This is a genomic window from Akkermansia sp. UBA7090 (assembly GCF_002493465.1).
Classification (GTDB): Bacteria; Verrucomicrobiota; Verrucomicrobiia; order Verrucomicrobiales; family Akkermansiaceae; genus Akkermansia; species Akkermansia muciniphila_A.
This window is the reverse complement of record NZ_DKYW01000028.1, coordinates 23480-38422: the sequence shown is the minus strand read 5'-3', so window position 1 is coordinate 38422 and position 14943 is coordinate 23480. Positions and strand designations below refer to the sequence as shown.

At 58.5% G+C, this 14943-nt stretch carries 14 protein-coding genes; 5 read left to right on the top strand and 9 right to left on the bottom strand.

The features are described 5' to 3' along the window. Nucleotides 1-230, bottom strand: a 230-nt coding sequence (locus tag B3075_RS09675) for a hypothetical protein (protein WP_290487764.1), incomplete at its 3' end; no start/stop codon positions are given. Between B3075_RS09675 and B3075_RS09670 the strand changes: the two genes are divergently transcribed. Continuing rightward, entirely contained in the window at nt 229-1248 is a 1020-nt protein-coding gene (locus tag B3075_RS09670; protein WP_290487766.1) for a LicD family protein, read from the top strand. The two genes, B3075_RS09675 and B3075_RS09670, sit on opposite strands and share 2 nt — an antisense overlap. Nucleotides 1249-1333: 85 nt before the next feature. Beyond that, entirely contained in the window at nt 1334-3370 is a 2037-nt protein-coding gene (locus B3075_RS09665; RefSeq protein WP_290487767.1) for an alpha amylase C-terminal domain-containing protein, read from the top strand. 123 nt (nt 3371-3493) lie between these two features. Here B3075_RS09665 and B3075_RS09660 read toward each other — a convergent pair whose 3' ends face one another. The 7 genes from B3075_RS09660 to hprK all read right to left on the bottom strand — a co-directional run bounded on the left by B3075_RS09660 (nt 3494) and on the right by hprK (nt 10304). After that, a complete protein-coding gene (locus tag B3075_RS09660) occupies nt 3494-3874 on the bottom strand; it encodes a PEGA domain-containing protein (RefSeq protein ID WP_290487768.1) in 381 nt (126 codons plus the stop codon). Between the two features lie 14 nt (nt 3875-3888). Then, nucleotides 3889-4308, bottom strand: a complete 420-nt coding sequence (locus B3075_RS09655; RefSeq protein WP_290487769.1) for a SufE family protein — start codon at nt 4306-4308, stop codon at nt 3889-3891. A gap of 33 nt (nt 4309-4341) precedes the next feature. Continuing rightward, nucleotides 4342-5259, bottom strand: a complete 918-nt coding sequence (gene argF, locus B3075_RS09650; RefSeq protein WP_046435577.1) for an ornithine carbamoyltransferase — start codon at nt 5257-5259, stop codon at nt 4342-4344. Nucleotides 5260-5362: 103 nt separating this feature from the next. Then, the gene (locus B3075_RS09645) at nt 5363-7051 is read right to left on the bottom strand and encodes a sulfatase (RefSeq protein ID WP_290487770.1); all 1689 of its coding nucleotides are present in this window, start codon (nt 7049-7051) and stop codon (nt 5363-5365) included. 113 nt (nt 7052-7164) lie between these two features. Then, a complete protein-coding gene (gene ptsP, locus B3075_RS09640; RefSeq protein ID WP_290487771.1) occupies nt 7165-8943 on the bottom strand; it encodes a phosphoenolpyruvate--protein phosphotransferase in 1779 nt (592 codons plus the stop codon). Between the two features lie 47 nt (nt 8944-8990). Then, entirely contained in the window at nt 8991-9257 is a 267-nt protein-coding gene (locus B3075_RS09635; protein WP_094136284.1) for an HPr family phosphocarrier protein, read from the bottom strand. An 84-nt stretch (nt 9258-9341) separates the two neighbouring features. Continuing rightward, nucleotides 9342-10304 (bottom strand): HPr(Ser) kinase/phosphatase, encoded by a 963-nt coding sequence (gene hprK, locus B3075_RS09630; protein ID WP_094136283.1) that lies wholly within the window; start codon nt 10302-10304, stop codon nt 9342-9344. 154 nt (nt 10305-10458) lie between these two features. Here hprK and B3075_RS09625 point away from each other — a divergent pair, with 154 nt between their 5' ends. The 3 genes from B3075_RS09625 to B3075_RS09615 are packed head-to-tail and all read left to right on the top strand — an operon-like array spanning nt 10459 to nt 13243. Next, complete coding sequence (locus B3075_RS09625) at nt 10459-11799, top strand: dipeptidase (RefSeq protein WP_290492080.1); 1341 nt, start codon at nt 10459-10461, stop codon at nt 11797-11799. A gap of 8 nt (nt 11800-11807) precedes the next feature. Then, nucleotides 11808-12686, top strand: coding sequence for an ABC transporter ATP-binding protein (locus B3075_RS09620; RefSeq protein ID WP_290487774.1), 879 nt, complete (start codon nt 11808-11810; stop codon nt 12684-12686). After that, entirely contained in the window at nt 12653-13243 is a 591-nt protein-coding gene (locus tag B3075_RS09615; protein WP_094136280.1) for a 5-formyltetrahydrofolate cyclo-ligase, read from the top strand. The genes B3075_RS09620 and B3075_RS09615 overlap by 34 nt, the downstream gene beginning before the upstream one ends. Before the next feature lie 24 nt (nt 13244-13267). On the opposite strand, the gene B3075_RS09610 is transcribed toward B3075_RS09615, so the two are convergent. After that, a complete protein-coding gene (locus B3075_RS09610; RefSeq protein ID WP_094136279.1) occupies nt 13268-14935 on the bottom strand; it encodes a GTPase family protein in 1668 nt (555 codons plus the stop codon). Nucleotides 14936-14943 lie beyond the last annotated feature (8 nt).

The following is a 14943-nucleotide window of genomic DNA, read 5'->3' as shown; positions in this document are numbered from 1 at the left end:
CGGATGCTCAATCCGCTTGTCGCCAATACAGTGGAAAGGGGCGGATAAGGTTTGTCCGCCATTTTGGAAAAAGAAGTTTTACGATGATGGAACGGGTGTTTTTCTCCGAAAAGAACGGCTTGTTTTTCATTGACTTGTAAGAAGTGGGAGATAAAGTTCTGAATCTGTCGGATGTGCTTTCCTGGAAAAATGAAGCATAGCCCGCGTGTTTTTTGACCAAATTTACCCATGATGAAGCTGCCATCATTCATTACCGCCGGAAGAACCGGGAAATTAGTAAGGGGAAAGCATTGGTGGGTGACGGAAGTCCGGTGCTGCGGCCTGAACGTGCTTTCTTCCTGCACGGACAGGAAGAAGCGTTTCGTCCGTCTTTTCGGCATTCCGTGCGGGCGGTTCAAGGTGGGCCGGGAAAGTGAATTTTCCCAGTTGGGCAAACTGGTTAAAGCTACCGTCCGAGCCGAGGAAATGCCCCAGGCATCCGGAGTGCTGAGGATTGTGCAGCAGGCCATGACCTGTTTTTTGAATGAGGTGTCCGGCATTCTTGAAGAGGGCGGTTATCAGTACTGGCTGGATTTCGGGACCCTGCTGGGCGCGGTGCGGCACCGGGGCTTTATCCCCTGGGATGACGACCTGGATATTTCCATGCTGCGTGAAGATTATGAGAGGTTGAGGGCGAACGCCGCCGGGCTTTTCGGTTCGCGCGGTTTCTCCGTCAGTATGGATCCGTTCATCCAGATCGGGTTGCCGGGCACGTTATGCAATGTGGACATTTTCCCGTATGACACGGCCCCTGCCGCGTGGTCTCCGGATGCCCCTGAGGAAGGGGAGTGGCTGCTGCGCGGTTACAAAGCATCCGGAATGCTTGATTATGAGGTGGATTCCTCCTGCCGCTACCGGACGCGGTGTTCTTATGAGGAAAAGATGGCGATCCGGGACCGTGTGGTGATGGGAGGACGGCGACCGGCGGATGGAGGAAACATTTTCCTGGGTTTTGAGATTCCTTTTGCCGGCCCGTGTCGCCATTCCTTCCGTCATGAATGGCTGTTTCCGCTTTCCCGCGTCCGGTTTGAGGGAAGGGAGTTCCCGGCCCCGCGGTTGCCTGAAATGGTGTTGTACGGCCAGTACGGGGACTGGGGAGCTCTGCCGGATTCTCCCCCTGTGCATTTTGATTTGAACCATATTTCCAAGGAGGTTCTGGCCAGGATGATGTACATGCGTGATACGGGGCGCCTTCCCGGACGAGGGTAAAGGGCGCGCCTGTTTTCCTTCCCCTCCGGGAGCAGCCCTTCTTTCTTCCTTGACCCTTCTGATTGAGGCGGGGTATCATCGGATAATGAGAAGACCCCCGATACCCGGCTTGGTGATGGCGGACGGATGGCTCCAGCCGTATTCCCGCCAGATAAGCGACCGCCAGCGTCTGTTTGACCTGAAAATGAAGAGGATCAACCAGCGCGCCGGTTCTCTGGAGGAATACGCGCGTGGCTACCGCTATTACGGTTTCAACAGGGACGCGGAGACGGGGGCGTGGACGTACCGGGAATGGGCTCCCGCCGCCCGCAGGGTGTCCCTGATTGGAGATTTTAACGGCTGGAACCGGGAGAGCCACCCGCTGGAGCGGAATGAGCGCGGCGTGTGGGAGATTACGCTGCCGCCTGATGCTCTGGCTCACGGGCAGAAGGTGAAGGTGCACGTGGTCGGTGCGGACGGCACGGGCAGAGATCGCATTCCCGCGTGGATTACCAGGACCGTCCAGGATCCGACCACCTATGATTTTGCCGGGGAGATCTGGATGCCGGAGCGCCCCTATGAATGGCGGAATAACGGTTTTGCTCCTTCCCGGGTGGAAGTTCCGTTCGTGTATGAAGCGCATGTAGGCATGGGCGGGGAAGAAGGGCGCGTGCATACGTACCGCGAGTTTGCGGACGAGGTTCTTCCCCGGATTTCCAGTCTGGGTTACAATACCGTCCAGCTGATGGCGGTCCAGGAGCACCCCTATTACGGTTCCTTCGGCTACCATGTTTCCTCCTTTTTCGCCCCTTCCTCCCGTTTCGGCGAGCCGGAGGATCTGAAATACCTGATAGACCAGGCTCACGGCCTGGGCATCGCCGTGCTGCTGGACGTGGTGCATTCCCACGCCGTGAAGAACGAGGCGGAAGGGCTGAACAATTTTGACGGTTCCGGAGGCATGTATTTCCTGCCCGGGGAGCGCGGCCGCCATCCGGACTGGGATTCCTGTTGTTTTGATTATGGCCGGGACGAGGTGATTGAGTTCCTCCTGTCCAATGTCCGCTGGTGGCTGGAAGAGTTCCGTTTTGACGGCTTCCGTTTTGACGGCGTGACGTCCATGCTGTATTTCCACCGCGGGCATGAGCCGTTCGGGGATTTGGGCGCCTACTTCGGCTCTTCCGTGGATTTGGATGCCGTGGCTTATCTGCAGCTGGCCACTACGCTGATTCAGCGGGTGAAGCCGGGCGCCATAGCGATTGCGGAGGACATGTCCGGCATGCCGGGGTTGTGCCGCCCGGTGGACGAAGGGGGGATTGGCTTTTCCCACCGTCTGGCCATGGGTATTCCCGATTACTGGATTAAGCTGCTCAAGGAGAAAAAGGATGAGGAATGGAGCATGGGAGACATGTGGTACACGCTGACCAACAGGCGCTACGGAGAGCCGCATGTGGCCTATTGCGAGAGCCATGACCAGGCCCTGGTGGGAGACAAAACTCTGGCGTTCCGCCTGATGGATGCGGAAATGTACTGGAAAATGGCCGTGGACCAGCAGAGCCTCATTATTGACCGCGGCATGGCTCTGCACAAGATGATCCGCCTGGTGACGCTGGCTACCGGGGGGGAAGGCTGGCTGAATTTCATGGGCAACGAATTCGGGCATCCGGAATGGATTGATTTTCCGCGCGAAGGCAACGGCTGGTCTTACGAATACTGCCGCCGCCAGTGGTCCCTGGTGGACAATCCTTCCCTCAGGTTCAAGTTCCTGAATGCCTTTGACCAGGCGATGGTCCGCCTGGCGCAGGAAGCCCGGCTGCTGAATAATCCGCCGCCTTTCCCGCTTAATATTGACGAGACCAACCATGTCATGGCATTCCACCGCGGCGGTCTGTTATTTGTGTTCAACTGGTCCGGGGACAAGGCTATCATGGATTATATGCTGCCTGTTCCCCAGAAGGGGGAATGGCGGGTCGTGCTGGATACGGACAGCGCCCGTTTCGGCGGTTTCGGGAGGCAGGATGTTTCCATGCCGCATTTTACGGATGAGGACGGGAACCTTTCCCTGTACCTGCTGCCGCGTACGGCCCTGGTCCTGAAAAGGGCAGGTTCCGCCGTCATGGCCCGCCGCCCGGGGCGGGAGGATTAGCGTGCGGCCTCAAAAAACTGGCGGGTTATTGATCCGTCCATGAAAGGGGCGTGCGGGACGGGCCTGCGTACCGGGCGCGGGATGAATAGGCGCTTTCCCTGCCGGAACGTGTCCGGCAGGCTGTTACCATTTTACGGGAAGTTCCCGCAGAGGAGGCGCTCCTGAATCCGCCTTTTTCAGGCGGATGGTCAGGATGTCCGTTTTGAAGTCCTTGGACTTCTCGTTATTGCGGCCCCACAAAATGGCCCCTTGCGTGGTCATTTCCGGATAAAACGTTTTTTCCGTGGAAAGGAAGCCGGGTTTATCCGCCGCAACGTGCACGGGCTTGTGCCTGTTCAGGGAGAGCGTGACGGGGGCCTGGCCGGCGTAATCTCCGTTCACGCGCAGGCTGGCTCCGGAAGGAATGCTGCGGATGGCGATGTCCCGGGAAGAGCTGCTGCATGAGAGGCTTGCGCCGCAGAATGCGGAGAGCAGGAGAAGATGCGGGAAAAGGCCGTGAGTCATTGCTCTGGAAAAAATCAATGGTGTTCCGCCATTTTCATGGCGGCCTGCTTAATCTGGACCGCCATGGAGTTGAGGGCGTTAGCCCTGGTGGGCGCCAGGTGGTCTTTCAGGCCGGTTTTGTCCAGCTTGGACATGTCCGCCTTCAGGATTTCTTCCGGAGGCAGACCGGAAAGCAGCCGGATGAAGACGGCAATGAGGCCCTTGGTGATGAGGGAATCGCTGTCTGCGTACAGTTTCAGCACGCCGTTGTCCGGTTCCGTGTGCAGCCACACGCGGGATTGGCATCCCTTGATGAGGGAGTCCTCCGTTTTGTAGGCTTCCTCCAGCCTGGGCAGTTTTTTCCCCAGGCTGATGATGTATTCGTAGCGTTCCGTCCAGTCCTGGAACAAGTCCAGTTCATCCAGCAGGTCTTGCAGGCGTTCTTCGTAGTTCATGGCTCGGAGATTTGGTAGGGTGAGCCGGGCGGGTTATCCCCGGCGGGCGTCCGCAAGCGTGGCGAGCACGGCTTTCTGGGCATGCACCCTGTTTTCCGCTTCCCGGAAGATAACGGGAGCAAAATGTTCCAGCACGTCTTCCGTGATTTCCTTGCCGCGGTAGGCGGGCAGGCAGTGGAAAACGGAATGGCCGGCGGCGGCGTGTTCCAGCAGCTCCCTGTTCACCTGGTAGGGATAGAAGTGTTTTTCCTTGGACAGCCCTTCCGATTCCTGGCCCATGGAAAGCCAGACGTCCGTGTTGATGACGGAAGCGCCCTTGACGGCTTCCACGGGGTCCGTGGTAAAGATGACGTTTTCGCAGTCCAGATGCCTGCGGAAGTCTTCCAGGGGAAGGTAATTGGTGGGGGCGCCGATGGCGAGCGTAAAGCCCAGCCTCTTGGCCGCCCACATCCAGGAGCGGGACATGTTGTTGTCCCCATCCCCCACGAAGGCGATTTTCATATCCTTCCAGGAGCCGGGGCCGTAGATTTCCTCAATGGTAAGCAGGTCCGCCAGGATCTGGCAGGGGTGCTCCTCGTCCGTCAGGGCATTGATGGTGGGAATGCCGGAAAAACTGGCGAATTCCTCCACCTCCTGCTGCCCGTACGTACGGATGGCGGCGCCGTGAATCATACGTCCCAGTACGCGGGCCGTATCCTTGATGGGCTCTCCGCGCCCAAGCTGGATGTCATGGACGGAAAGGAACATGGGGCGGCCCCCCAGTTCGCTGATGCCCACTTCAAAGGAAACGCGGGTGCGGGTGGAGGATTTGGAAAAGATGAGCGCCCAGGTCTGCCCCTTCAGGGGGAGGCGTTCATGATGGCCGCGTTCCGCCTTAAGCCGGTGGCCCAGGGCGAGCAGGCCCCGGATTTCGTCTCCGGTAAGCTGTTCGATGGAAAGGAGGTTGTTCATGGTTTTTGAAAGGGAATTAAAAACGGGAAAGCCGCACCATACTCCCTGTTTTCTTAAAAGAAAAGGGAATAATGCGGCTTTCCAGGTAGGGGTGGAGATGCCTTTACAGCCTGGCCGCCGCCTGGTCCGGCCACGGTACGGGAGCGCCTTCACGGGCTCCGGCGGGATTATTCTTCCTGTAGGTGGGCATTTGGGCCTTGCGCTCCTTGAGCAGGGCGGTCATGGTCCTGGCCATGGCCTTAACGCGTTCCGGATGCCGTTCCGCCAGGTTATGCTCTTCGCTGATGTCCTCCTTGAGGTTGAAGAGTTCGAACTTCTGGTCAGGGTGCCAGTAGATAAGCTTCCAGTCCCCCTGGCGCATGGCCGTGCTGGGGGAATAAAGGGAGTTGTTTCCGTTTCCTTCCCCCCATACGTTGGGCGTGTGGAAGAGCAGGGGGCGGTTGGGGTCCATGCTGCCGCCTTTCAGCAGGGCAACAAAACTTTTGCCGTCCACAACCTGGGGCGCCTGGATTTTTTCCGCTCCCGCTATTTCCAGAATGGTGGGGAAAAAGTCTTCAATGATGACGGGAGTGGCGCAGACGCTTTCCGCCTTCGTGACTCCGGGCCAGCAGACGATCATCGGTTCCCGGATGCCGCCTTCCCGGTTGGAACCCTTGCCGAAGCTCAGCGGGTAATTGGATTCCTTGTTGCCCATGCGCCCGCTGATGGCGAGGCCCCCGTTGTCCGCCATGAAGATGATGACGGTATTTTTATCCAGATTGTTTTTTTTCAGATATTCCCGGATGTCGCCCAAGCTCTTGTCCATCCCCTGGATCAGGGCGGAGTAGCGTTTTTCGTTGTCGGACCATTTGTGGCCGTCATTGGGGTTGGAATACTCTTCCGCAAACCTCTTGTCATAGCCGCGCATGTCGAAAGGGGCATGGATGGCGTAATGGGACATGTACAGATAGAAAGGCTTGTCCGCCTCCCTGGGGTTTTTCCGGATGGCGTCCAGGCGTTTCAGCGCCTCCTGCGTCAGGGCTTCCGTCAGGAATGTGTCGTTTTCATAATAATTATTTTCATCCAGTCCGCGCACATGGAAATTTCCCGTGCCGTATTTCCGGGAACCCCGGTAGTCCGCCGGGCCGCCTATTTCCGTGCCGGCGATATTGTAGTCAAAGCCGAAGAGCCTGGGATTGGCCCCGGGCGTGTTTTTGGAGCCGAAATGGGCTTTTCCGCAGTGGATGGTGGTATAACCCTGTTTTTTGAGCAGGGCGGGCAGCCCAAGCACCTGGGTGAAGGGTTTTTCCATCCTGTACTGGATTGTTTCTTCCGTCAGGGGGAGCCGGGTGGTTCCGGAGGCCCTGGTTCCTGCCGGCTGGATGCCGTTGACGCTCCAGTCTGCGGGAGCCTTGAGCGCTTGATGGCCTGCGTCCGTGGTCTGGTCACGCAGGAGCGTCCAGTTCGTGACGCGGTGGCGGGCGGAGTTCATGCCGGACATGAGGCTGCACCGGCTGGGGGAACAGATAGGCTGCGCATAGGCGTTCGTGAAGACCATGCCCTGCTTGCCCAGAGCCTCCATGTTGGGCGTGCGGTAGCGCTTGTTCAGGAAAGTAGGCTTGGGAGAGCCGTCCTCTTCCCTCCAAAAGGGCAGGGATGTATCCTGCCAGCCCATGTCGTCCACCAGGAAAAGGATGATGTTGGGGCGTTTCAATTCTGCCGCGCGGGCTTTTTTTGCGGAAGCTGCGGAAGCGAAACAGGCGCTTCCCATCAGGAACGGGATGAAAAAGGCTGCAATGCGGGAAATGTTCATTATCAAAAAAGCCGGTACCTGTAATAACGCATGGGCCGGACATTTCTGTCAAGGATTCGTGTTCCTGCGGCAGTTTGGCCGGGAAAGTTCCGTTTTTCCGGGCCGGATAGGGCTTATTCAAACAGGGCCGGATAGGATTTCCGGGCCAGAGTCGTGCTCAAGTCCACGATAGCCCTGCTGTTGGGGGCCTGGAGCGCCTTCTGCGCCATGTCCCGGCACTGGCCGTAGTCCAGATTGCGGATGGCGTACCGGATGATGGGGACAAGGTGGACGCCCACGGACATGGAGGTGGCTCCCAAGCCGATCAGCAGGGGAAGCAGGGTGATGTCCCCCGCCATTTCCCCACAGATGGCCGTGGGAATGTTTTCCCGTTCTCCGGCGGTGATCGTCATGCCCATGATGCGTATCACGGCAGGATGCGTGGGGCGAAACATATTGGCGACGCGGTTGTTGACCCGGTCCACGGCAATAGTGTACTGGGTGAGGTCATTCGTGCCTATGGAAAAGAAGTCCACCTCGCGGGCCAGCACGTCCGTCATAATGGCGGCGCTGGGCACTTCAATCATGATGCCCACTTTCAAATCCCGCGCATAGGGGATGTTCTTCCTTTCCAGTTCCTCCCGGCATTCCTGGAGGATGTGCTTGGCCGTGACCACTTCCGTGTAGCCGGAGATCATGGGGAACATGACGCCGCAACCGGGCGTGTCCGCGCAGGCGCGGAGGATGGCCCGGAGCTGCTGCTTGAACAGTTCCGGTCGGCTGAGGGAGACGCGGATGCCACGCCAGCCAAGGAAGGGATTCGGTTCCGGGGCGCGGAGCTGTTCGCACGGCAGCTTGTCGCCGCCGGAGTCCAGGGTGCGGAAGATGACGCCGTGGGGGGAACAGCCTTCCGCCAGTTTTCTGTAGTAGCGCGTTTGTTCTTCTTCATCCGGCATGCCGGATGGATTGCCCAGAAGAAAGAATTCCGTGCGGAACAGGCCTACGCCTTCCGCTCCCACCTCCTTGATGCCGGAGTATTCATGGGGGAACTCCACGTTGACGGACAGGCGGATGTTGCGACCGTCCCGGGTGATGGTGGGCAGGCCGCGCAGCGCTTCCAGCGCCTTGTAGGCCTTTTCCTTTTCCACCTGGAGGCGGTGGTAGTATTCCTCCGTTTCCTTCGTGGGTTTCAGGATAAGCACGCCCTTGTAGCCGTCCAGAATGGCGGGGGAGTGGCTTTCCACTCTCAGAAGGGCCTGCTCAAGCCCCACGACGGCGGGGATGCCCATGGAGCGGGCGAGAATGGCTGTGTGGGAGACGGAGGAGCCCATTTCCGTGGCAAACCCGTGAATCAGGCTGGCGTCCATGGCGGCCGTGTCGGAAGGGGTCAGGTCATAAGCCACCAGCACCTGGTCTTTTTCCGCTTCTTCCTCGTCTTCAGGAGGTTCCGTGCTGTGGAGGTTGTTAATGACCCGCTGCATGACATCCTCCATGTCCGCGGTTTTGGCGCGCAGGTAGGGATCGTCCACGCGGCGCAGAACTTCCATGTAGTTCTGCATGACCACATAAAAGATGTGCTCCACGTTCTGGAGGCGCTTGACCAGTTCCGTCTGAACCTGCTGGAGGATAACCTTGTCCTGAAGGAGAAGGATGTGGGCGTCGAAGATGGAGGCATCCTTCTCTCCGGATATCTGGATCATGCGTTCCCGCAACGTCCTGATCTGGTCCGCGGTTGTTTGCAACGCCCGGTGGAAGCGCACCAGCTCGGCATCCACCTCTTCCGGGGAAATATCGTACGCTACAGGTTCCCTGGAACCGCTGATCTGAATTTTAATCTTGCCCAGGGCAATACCGGGGGAAACGGGAATGCCCTGAAGCCAGGTTTCTTCCGTTGAAATGGGTTCCTGAATCATCTGCGGGCTTGATGGCCCGGTCTCATATGGCTGTGAGCCGGAGTGTTTTAATCTTCTTCAAACTTGCGGGAAATCAGGTCTTCCAGCGCGTTCAACGCTTCCTGTTCATCCTTCCCTTCCGCCATGATGGTGATCTTGGAGCCGTGGCCTACCGCCAGCATCATCAAACCCAGAATGCTCTTGCCGTCAACTTCCTCGCCATCCTTCTCCACGACGATGTCTGCATCAAATTTGCTGGCCAGTTTGACGAATTGAGCAGCCGGACGCGCGTGAATGCCGAGTTTGTTGATGATGGTGAGCTCCTTGGTGACCATGGAATTTGAAGTAAGGGGTGATAACGGTTGCTACAACGGTAAGTACACTAATTAAAGTTTTTTTCCAAGAGTTTTTTGTCAGTCCTACTTTTCAGAGGATTGGAAGTTTGACATGAGGCGGCGGTTGAACTCCCCGGCCATGTCGATGCCCATGTCCTTGAGATGGTAGTCCATGGCGGCTACTTCCACCAGCCTGGCAATATCCCTGCCGGGAGCCACGGAAAGCTGGACATGGAGCACTTTTTCCCCCAGGACGTCCAGCCCCTCCCGCTCCAGGCCCAGCCTGTCCAGCTCTTCCTGGTCCTTGGCGGGAATGAGGGTGACGATGAGGTCCAGGCGCTTGTTGTGGCGGATGGACTTCAGGCCGAAAAGGGTGGTGATGTTGACGATGCCCAGGCCGCGCACCTCCATGAAACCGCGGCTCATTTCCGGGGCGCTGGCCACCAGTTCTCCGCCCACGTTGCGCACGTACACCATGTCATCCGCCACGAGGGCCGCCCCGCGTTCAATCAGGCCCAGGGCCGTTTCACTCTTCCCCACGCCGCTCTTGCCGCGGATGAGGACGCCCACTCCGCGCACGTCCACCATGCAGCCGTGCAGGGTGACGCTTTCCGCGAATTCGTTTTCCAGAATGATGGTGGCGGAGTTGACGAATTTCATGGTTACCAGGCTTGTGCGGAAGACGCAGACGCCGGCCTCATCCGCCAGTTCCACGATTTCCCGTGGAGGGATCTTGTCACGGGAGAAGACGATGCCCGGCACCTCGCACCGGAACATGCGCTGAATGCGCGATTTGCGCATGCCTTCCGGCAGCTTTTGAAGATAGGCCAGCTCCGCGGAGCCGAAAACCTGGATGCGTTTGTTGGCAAAGTAGGAGTAGAAGCCGGCGATCGCCAGGCCGGGGCGGTTGAGGGCGGGTTCGCAGATGTGGCGGCTGAGGCCGGCGGGGCTGTTGATGAGTTCCAGTTGGAGGGCTTCCTTGTACTTGCCGTAAAATTTGGACAGGGTGACGAAATCCACTTTCTTCACTTTGGATTTGCTGAACATAATCCTATATAAAGAAACAAAACACACGTGAGAGCAATCAAATATTGTTGCCGGGGCCGTGTGCGGGGGCCTTTTTTGAAAAAAGGCCCGTTCCGGCATGGAATGCCACACTTTACCGGTTGATTTGAAGCCGCAGGCATGGTCTGATGAAGGCATGAACAGACTGGATCAATTAGCCACCTTGTTGAGATTTCCCAGCATTTCCGCACAGAAGGAGCACGCCCGGGACGTGAGTGATTGCGCGGACTGGCTGGTAGATAAATTGTCCGGCATGGGATTGGAAGCAAAGGCCTGCAAAACGCCCCTCCACCCCATCGTGCTGGCCCGCAGCCCGCGGGAGGAAGGAAAGCCCACCGTGCTGATTTACGGTCATTACGACGTGCAGCCCGTAGATCCTGTGGAATTGTGGGAATCCGACCCGTTTGAGCCGGAAGTGAGGGACGGAAGAATTTACGCCCGCGGCGCTACGGACAACAAGGGGCAGCTGTTCGCCCATATCCTGGGCGTGGAGGAATTGCTCCGCCAGAACGGCGGCCACCTTCCCGTGAATGTGATTTTTCTTCTGGAAGGGGAGGAGGAAGTGGGTAGCGGCAGTCTTTCCCAGTTCATCAAGGAGCACAGGGAAGAACTGGCCTGCGACGTGATTGTGGTTTCCGATACCGGAATGGCCGCTCCGGACACCCCTACGTTTTCCTACGGTCTGCGCGGCCTGGCCGGGGCGGAAATAATTGTCAGAGGCCCTTCCGCGGATCTTCATTCCGGCGTGTTTGGAGGAGCGGTGGCCAATCCCATCACGGCTCTTGCGGAAATAATCGCTTCCTTCCATGATGAGGAGGGGCGCGTGGCCGTGAGAGGGTTTTACGACGGCGTGGAACCTATCGCCACATGGGAACGCAGCATGTGGGCCACGGTGCCCGGCATGAGCAATGAGGAACTGGCTCAGCTGACGGGCGTGGAAACCGTGGTGACGGAGGCCGGGTTCACCGGAGCGGAATGTATCTTTGCCCGTCCGACGCTGGAAATCAACGGTATTGGGGGAGGTTACCAGGGCGAGGGAAGCAAGACGATTATCCCCAGCCATGCCTTTGCCAAAATTTCATGCCGGCTGGTGCCGGGGCAACAGCCTGAAAGGATTGAAACCCTGCTGGAGGAACATGTGAAGAGACATTCCCCCAAGGGCGTCACGGTGGAGTTCAGGCGTGGCCACGGCGGGAATGCTTACGTGTGCGATCCGAATTCCGAGTTCGGTCTTGCCGCCCAGCAGGCTCTGGAAGAGGCTTTTGGCCGCAAACCCGTGCTGGTAAGGGAAGGAGGCAGCATTCCGATTATTGAGGAGATGAAGCGCGTGCTGGGAGCGGATGCCCTGATGCTGGGCATGTGCCTTCCTGATGCCCATATCCACTCCCCCAATGAAAACTTTCCCGTGGATTTGTTCTCCAGGGGCATTGACATGAGCCAGATTCTTCTGCGCCGCCTGGGGCAGATCAAGCATTGACCTTTCTTATGGACCAGCCTGCCGCCGCTGAAATAGTCAATTTGCACAAGACCTTTAAAACAGGTCTTGGCAAGCCCGTGGTGCATGCCGTGCGGGGGATAGACATGAATATCCGGCAGGGGGAGGTGTATGGCCTCATTGGCCCGAACGGCTCCGGCAAGTCCACCCTGATGAAGGCCCTGCTGGGGCTGGTGAGGCCTACGGAAGGTTCCTGCTCCATTTTCGGCAGGTCCAGCCTGGCTCCGGACAGCAAGGAGGAAGTGGGCTTTCTTCCGGAAAACCCCTACTTTTACAAATTCCTGACGGGAGCGGAAACTGTTTCCTTTTACGGCAAACTGTGCGGCCTGAGCGGAAAACCTCTGAAAGAGAAAGTCCGGGAACTGCTGGAGCTGGTGGGATTGGCCGATGCGGCGGACAGGCGGCTGGGCGGCTATTCCAAAGGGATGCTCCAGCGCATCGGCATGGCGCAGGCGCTGGTCCAGTCCCCCCGCCTGCTGGTTCTGGACGAACCGACCGCCGGCGTGGATCCCCTGGGGTCGCGGGATATCCGGAATATTATCGACAACCTGAAAGGGCAGGGAATGACCGTATTCCTGTGCTCCCACCTGCTGGAACAGGTGCAGGAGGTCTGCGACCGGGTGGGCGTCATCTTTAAAGGGTTGCTCATTGCGGAAGGGACTGTGAATGAGCTGACGCGGGATTCCGACAAGCAGGAAATACTTCTGGAGCATGCTTCCCCGGAACTGATGAAACGGCTGAAGGATATGGTGAAGGAAGACGGCCGTGCCTCCTGGCTGGAGGACGGGCATCCGCGCAACTCCCTGGAAAGCGTATTTCTAAAAAGTTTGTTGGAATGGAAGGAAAAGCATCCCAATCCGGAACCGTAAGCGGTTCGGCGGCCGCTAAACGGGAAGTGCGCCGCATGATACGTGAAAGGGTGGGCGGATTGGATGCCGCCGCCCGGGAGGCCATGTCCCGTTCCATCTGCCGCCGTGTGGCGGCGCTGGTGCGGGAAAGGAATTTCCGGCGCGTGGCTGTTTTTGCCGCCAGGCCGGGGGAGGTGGATTTGCTTTCCCTGCTGGATTTGCTTCCGGACCGGGAATGGTACTTCCCGCTGGTGCATGAAGGGAGAAAGCTGAGTTTTCACCGTGTATGCCATCACGGGGAATTGGTGGCGGGCAGCTGGGGCATACGCGAACCCGGTCCGGACTGCCCGGAACTGCATGCGGGGGAAATGGATTTGATCGTGCTGCCGGGGGCCGCGTTTACCGGAGACGGCAAGCGGCTGGGGTATGGCGGCGGATTTTATGATACGCTGCTGGCCGGCCCGGCTGCTGGGGTGCCGCTGGCGGGAGTCTGTTTCCCCTGCCAGCTTCTGGACGACCTGCCCATGGAAGCCCATGACAGGCGTGTGGACATGGTGATTACGCCAGAAGGGGAGTGACCTCTCCGGAGAAAGGAAAAGAGGCTAGATGCGGAAACGGTGTTTCTGCACGGTCAGTTTATAGAACAGGTCGTAGCGGGCGTTAAGCAGGGGCTGGAGATATTCCACCCCTCCGGCTACCTGGCCGCGGATGTCCGCATACAGTTTCCGGTAGTCGGAAAGTCCGCTGATCATGGCTTCATACAGGGGGGTGCGCAATCCGCATTCCACGGCAATGTGCATTTCAGCTGCTGCGGCCACAATCTGGCGGGACAGTCGGAATTGCATCCAGGCCAGCCCCAGGTTGCCGCCCACCCAGATGACCAGGGCCGCGCCCACGCAGGCGAACCCTGCTGCATGCTCTCCGAAACAGCCCAGCAGGGCTCCCAGAATTACCAGAAGGAGCATCAGCTTGATTTCCGTTCTCATCACATCCTCCTGGTCCAGAAACAGCTTGCTGAGGCACGGCTTGATGCCGAAGTCCTTCAGGGGCATGTAAATGGAACGCCCCAGCCTTTCCTTGTACACTTCCAGATCCGTCTGGAGCTTTGCGGCCGGAAAATCTCCTATGTCGCAGTCCCACTGTTCTTTCACGCGTGGGCGCACATGGTTCCAGTGCGTCTGGCAGATGTTCAGGAATTCCTTGTTGTAATACGCGTGCCGTTCCTCAATGCCGGATTTGACCAGCTCATAAAACCATTCGTCAATGACGGGAGGAAGCTTGTGCAGGATCATCGTGCGCCGGATGGAGAGGAAACGCCCCATCTGGCGTGCCGACTTTTTCCCCAGGCGCGGCACGCAGTCCTGCACGTATTGCGCGTATGCCTTGAGGCGGGCCGGCATTTCATCCTCCATCTGGAGCTGGATGCGGTCGATTTCCCGGTCAATGGACGTCAGGAAGCCGGAATCCATCTTGGAAAGGCGGCTCAGTTCATCGAGCACCTTCCCCTGTTCCGCCAGAAGACTGTCCGTAGCCAGCAGGAGGCGTTCCACGCGCTTGTCCGTCAGCGGGCTGCGTTTCAGCACTTCCTGAACGCATGCCGTCAGGGCTTCCACTCCTTCCCCTGCGTGCTCTCCGGCGGTTGTGACGGGGTACAGGGGCAACTGCACTCCCAGGCGTTCCCGGGAGGTGGCGCGAAGTTCCTCTTTCAAGGATTGGAGCTGCTCAAAGGAGAGCAGCTCCGCATGAGTGATGACGAGAACCATGCGGGAATGAAGCCGTTCCTCCAGCGTCCGGAGATAGTCCCACAGGGCGGAATGGCTGCCGCCGCTGGCGGAAATAACCACGAGGATGGCATCCGATTTGGGAACGATGTGCTTCAGCTTTCTGGGGGCATCCTCCTGTTCCAGGCCGATGGTGTCCCAGAACTCCAGGTTGAGCAGGGCGTCCGACGGGTAAAAAAGGTCCAGAACCCATTCATGGGTATGGGGAGCGGGATGAGGCCTGTACTGCCAGCGGACCAGCGTGGCTTCACTGGACACGCGGGAACAGAACCGTTCCCCGGCCAGGGCGTCCAGCGTAGAGGATTTGCCGGACCCTGTCATGCCGATGACGGTGACATTCTGCGGAGAGCAGCATTCGGCCAGGGCTTCTTCCACCTTTTCCTGGGAACCGAAATGACGGTCGGGGCCAATGCGGGCGGAGAACGCCGCGGCGGCATCCGCTACGTCCCGCACCGCATGCGGAATCACGTTTTTTCCTCCTGTCAGCATGGGGTGAT

What these genes read in the sequence shown, in the direction of transcription:
- ptsP (WP_290487771.1), bottom strand. Translation starts at nt 8,943, where the DNA reads ATGATTCAGGAACCCATTTCAACGGAAGAAACCTGGCTTCAGGGCATT.
- B3075_RS09615 (WP_094136280.1), top strand. Translation starts at nt 12,653, where the DNA reads ATGGAAGGAAAAGCATCCCAATCCGGAACCGTAAGCGGTTCGGCGGCC.
- B3075_RS09670 (WP_290487766.1), top strand. Translation starts at nt 229, where the DNA reads ATGATGAAGCTGCCATCATTCATTACCGCCGGAAGAACCGGGAAATTA.
- hprK (WP_094136283.1), bottom strand. Translation starts at nt 10,304, where the DNA reads ATGTTCAGCAAATCCAAAGTGAAGAAAGTGGATTTCGTCACCCTGTCC.
- B3075_RS09620 (WP_290487774.1), top strand. Translation starts at nt 11,808, where the DNA reads ATGGACCAGCCTGCCGCCGCTGAAATAGTCAATTTGCACAAGACCTTT.
- argF (WP_046435577.1), bottom strand. Translation starts at nt 5,259, where the DNA reads ATGAACAACCTCCTTTCCATCGAACAGCTTACCGGAGACGAAATCCGG.
- B3075_RS09660 (WP_290487768.1), bottom strand. Translation starts at nt 3,874, where the DNA reads ATGACTCACGGCCTTTTCCCGCATCTTCTCCTGCTCTCCGCATTCTGC.
- B3075_RS09665 (WP_290487767.1), top strand. Translation starts at nt 1,334, where the DNA reads ATGAGAAGACCCCCGATACCCGGCTTGGTGATGGCGGACGGATGGCTC.
- B3075_RS09655 (WP_290487769.1), bottom strand. Translation starts at nt 4,308, where the DNA reads ATGAACTACGAAGAACGCCTGCAAGACCTGCTGGATGAACTGGACTTG.
- B3075_RS09625 (WP_290492080.1), top strand. Translation starts at nt 10,459, where the DNA reads ATGAACAGACTGGATCAATTAGCCACCTTGTTGAGATTTCCCAGCATT.
- B3075_RS09610 (WP_094136279.1), bottom strand. Translation starts at nt 14,935, where the DNA reads ATGCTGACAGGAGGAAAAAACGTGATTCCGCATGCGGTGCGGGACGTA.
- B3075_RS09635 (WP_094136284.1), bottom strand. Translation starts at nt 9,257, where the DNA reads ATGGTCACCAAGGAGCTCACCATCATCAACAAACTCGGCATTCACGCG.
- B3075_RS09645 (WP_290487770.1), bottom strand. Translation starts at nt 7,051, where the DNA reads ATGAACATTTCCCGCATTGCAGCCTTTTTCATCCCGTTCCTGATGGGA.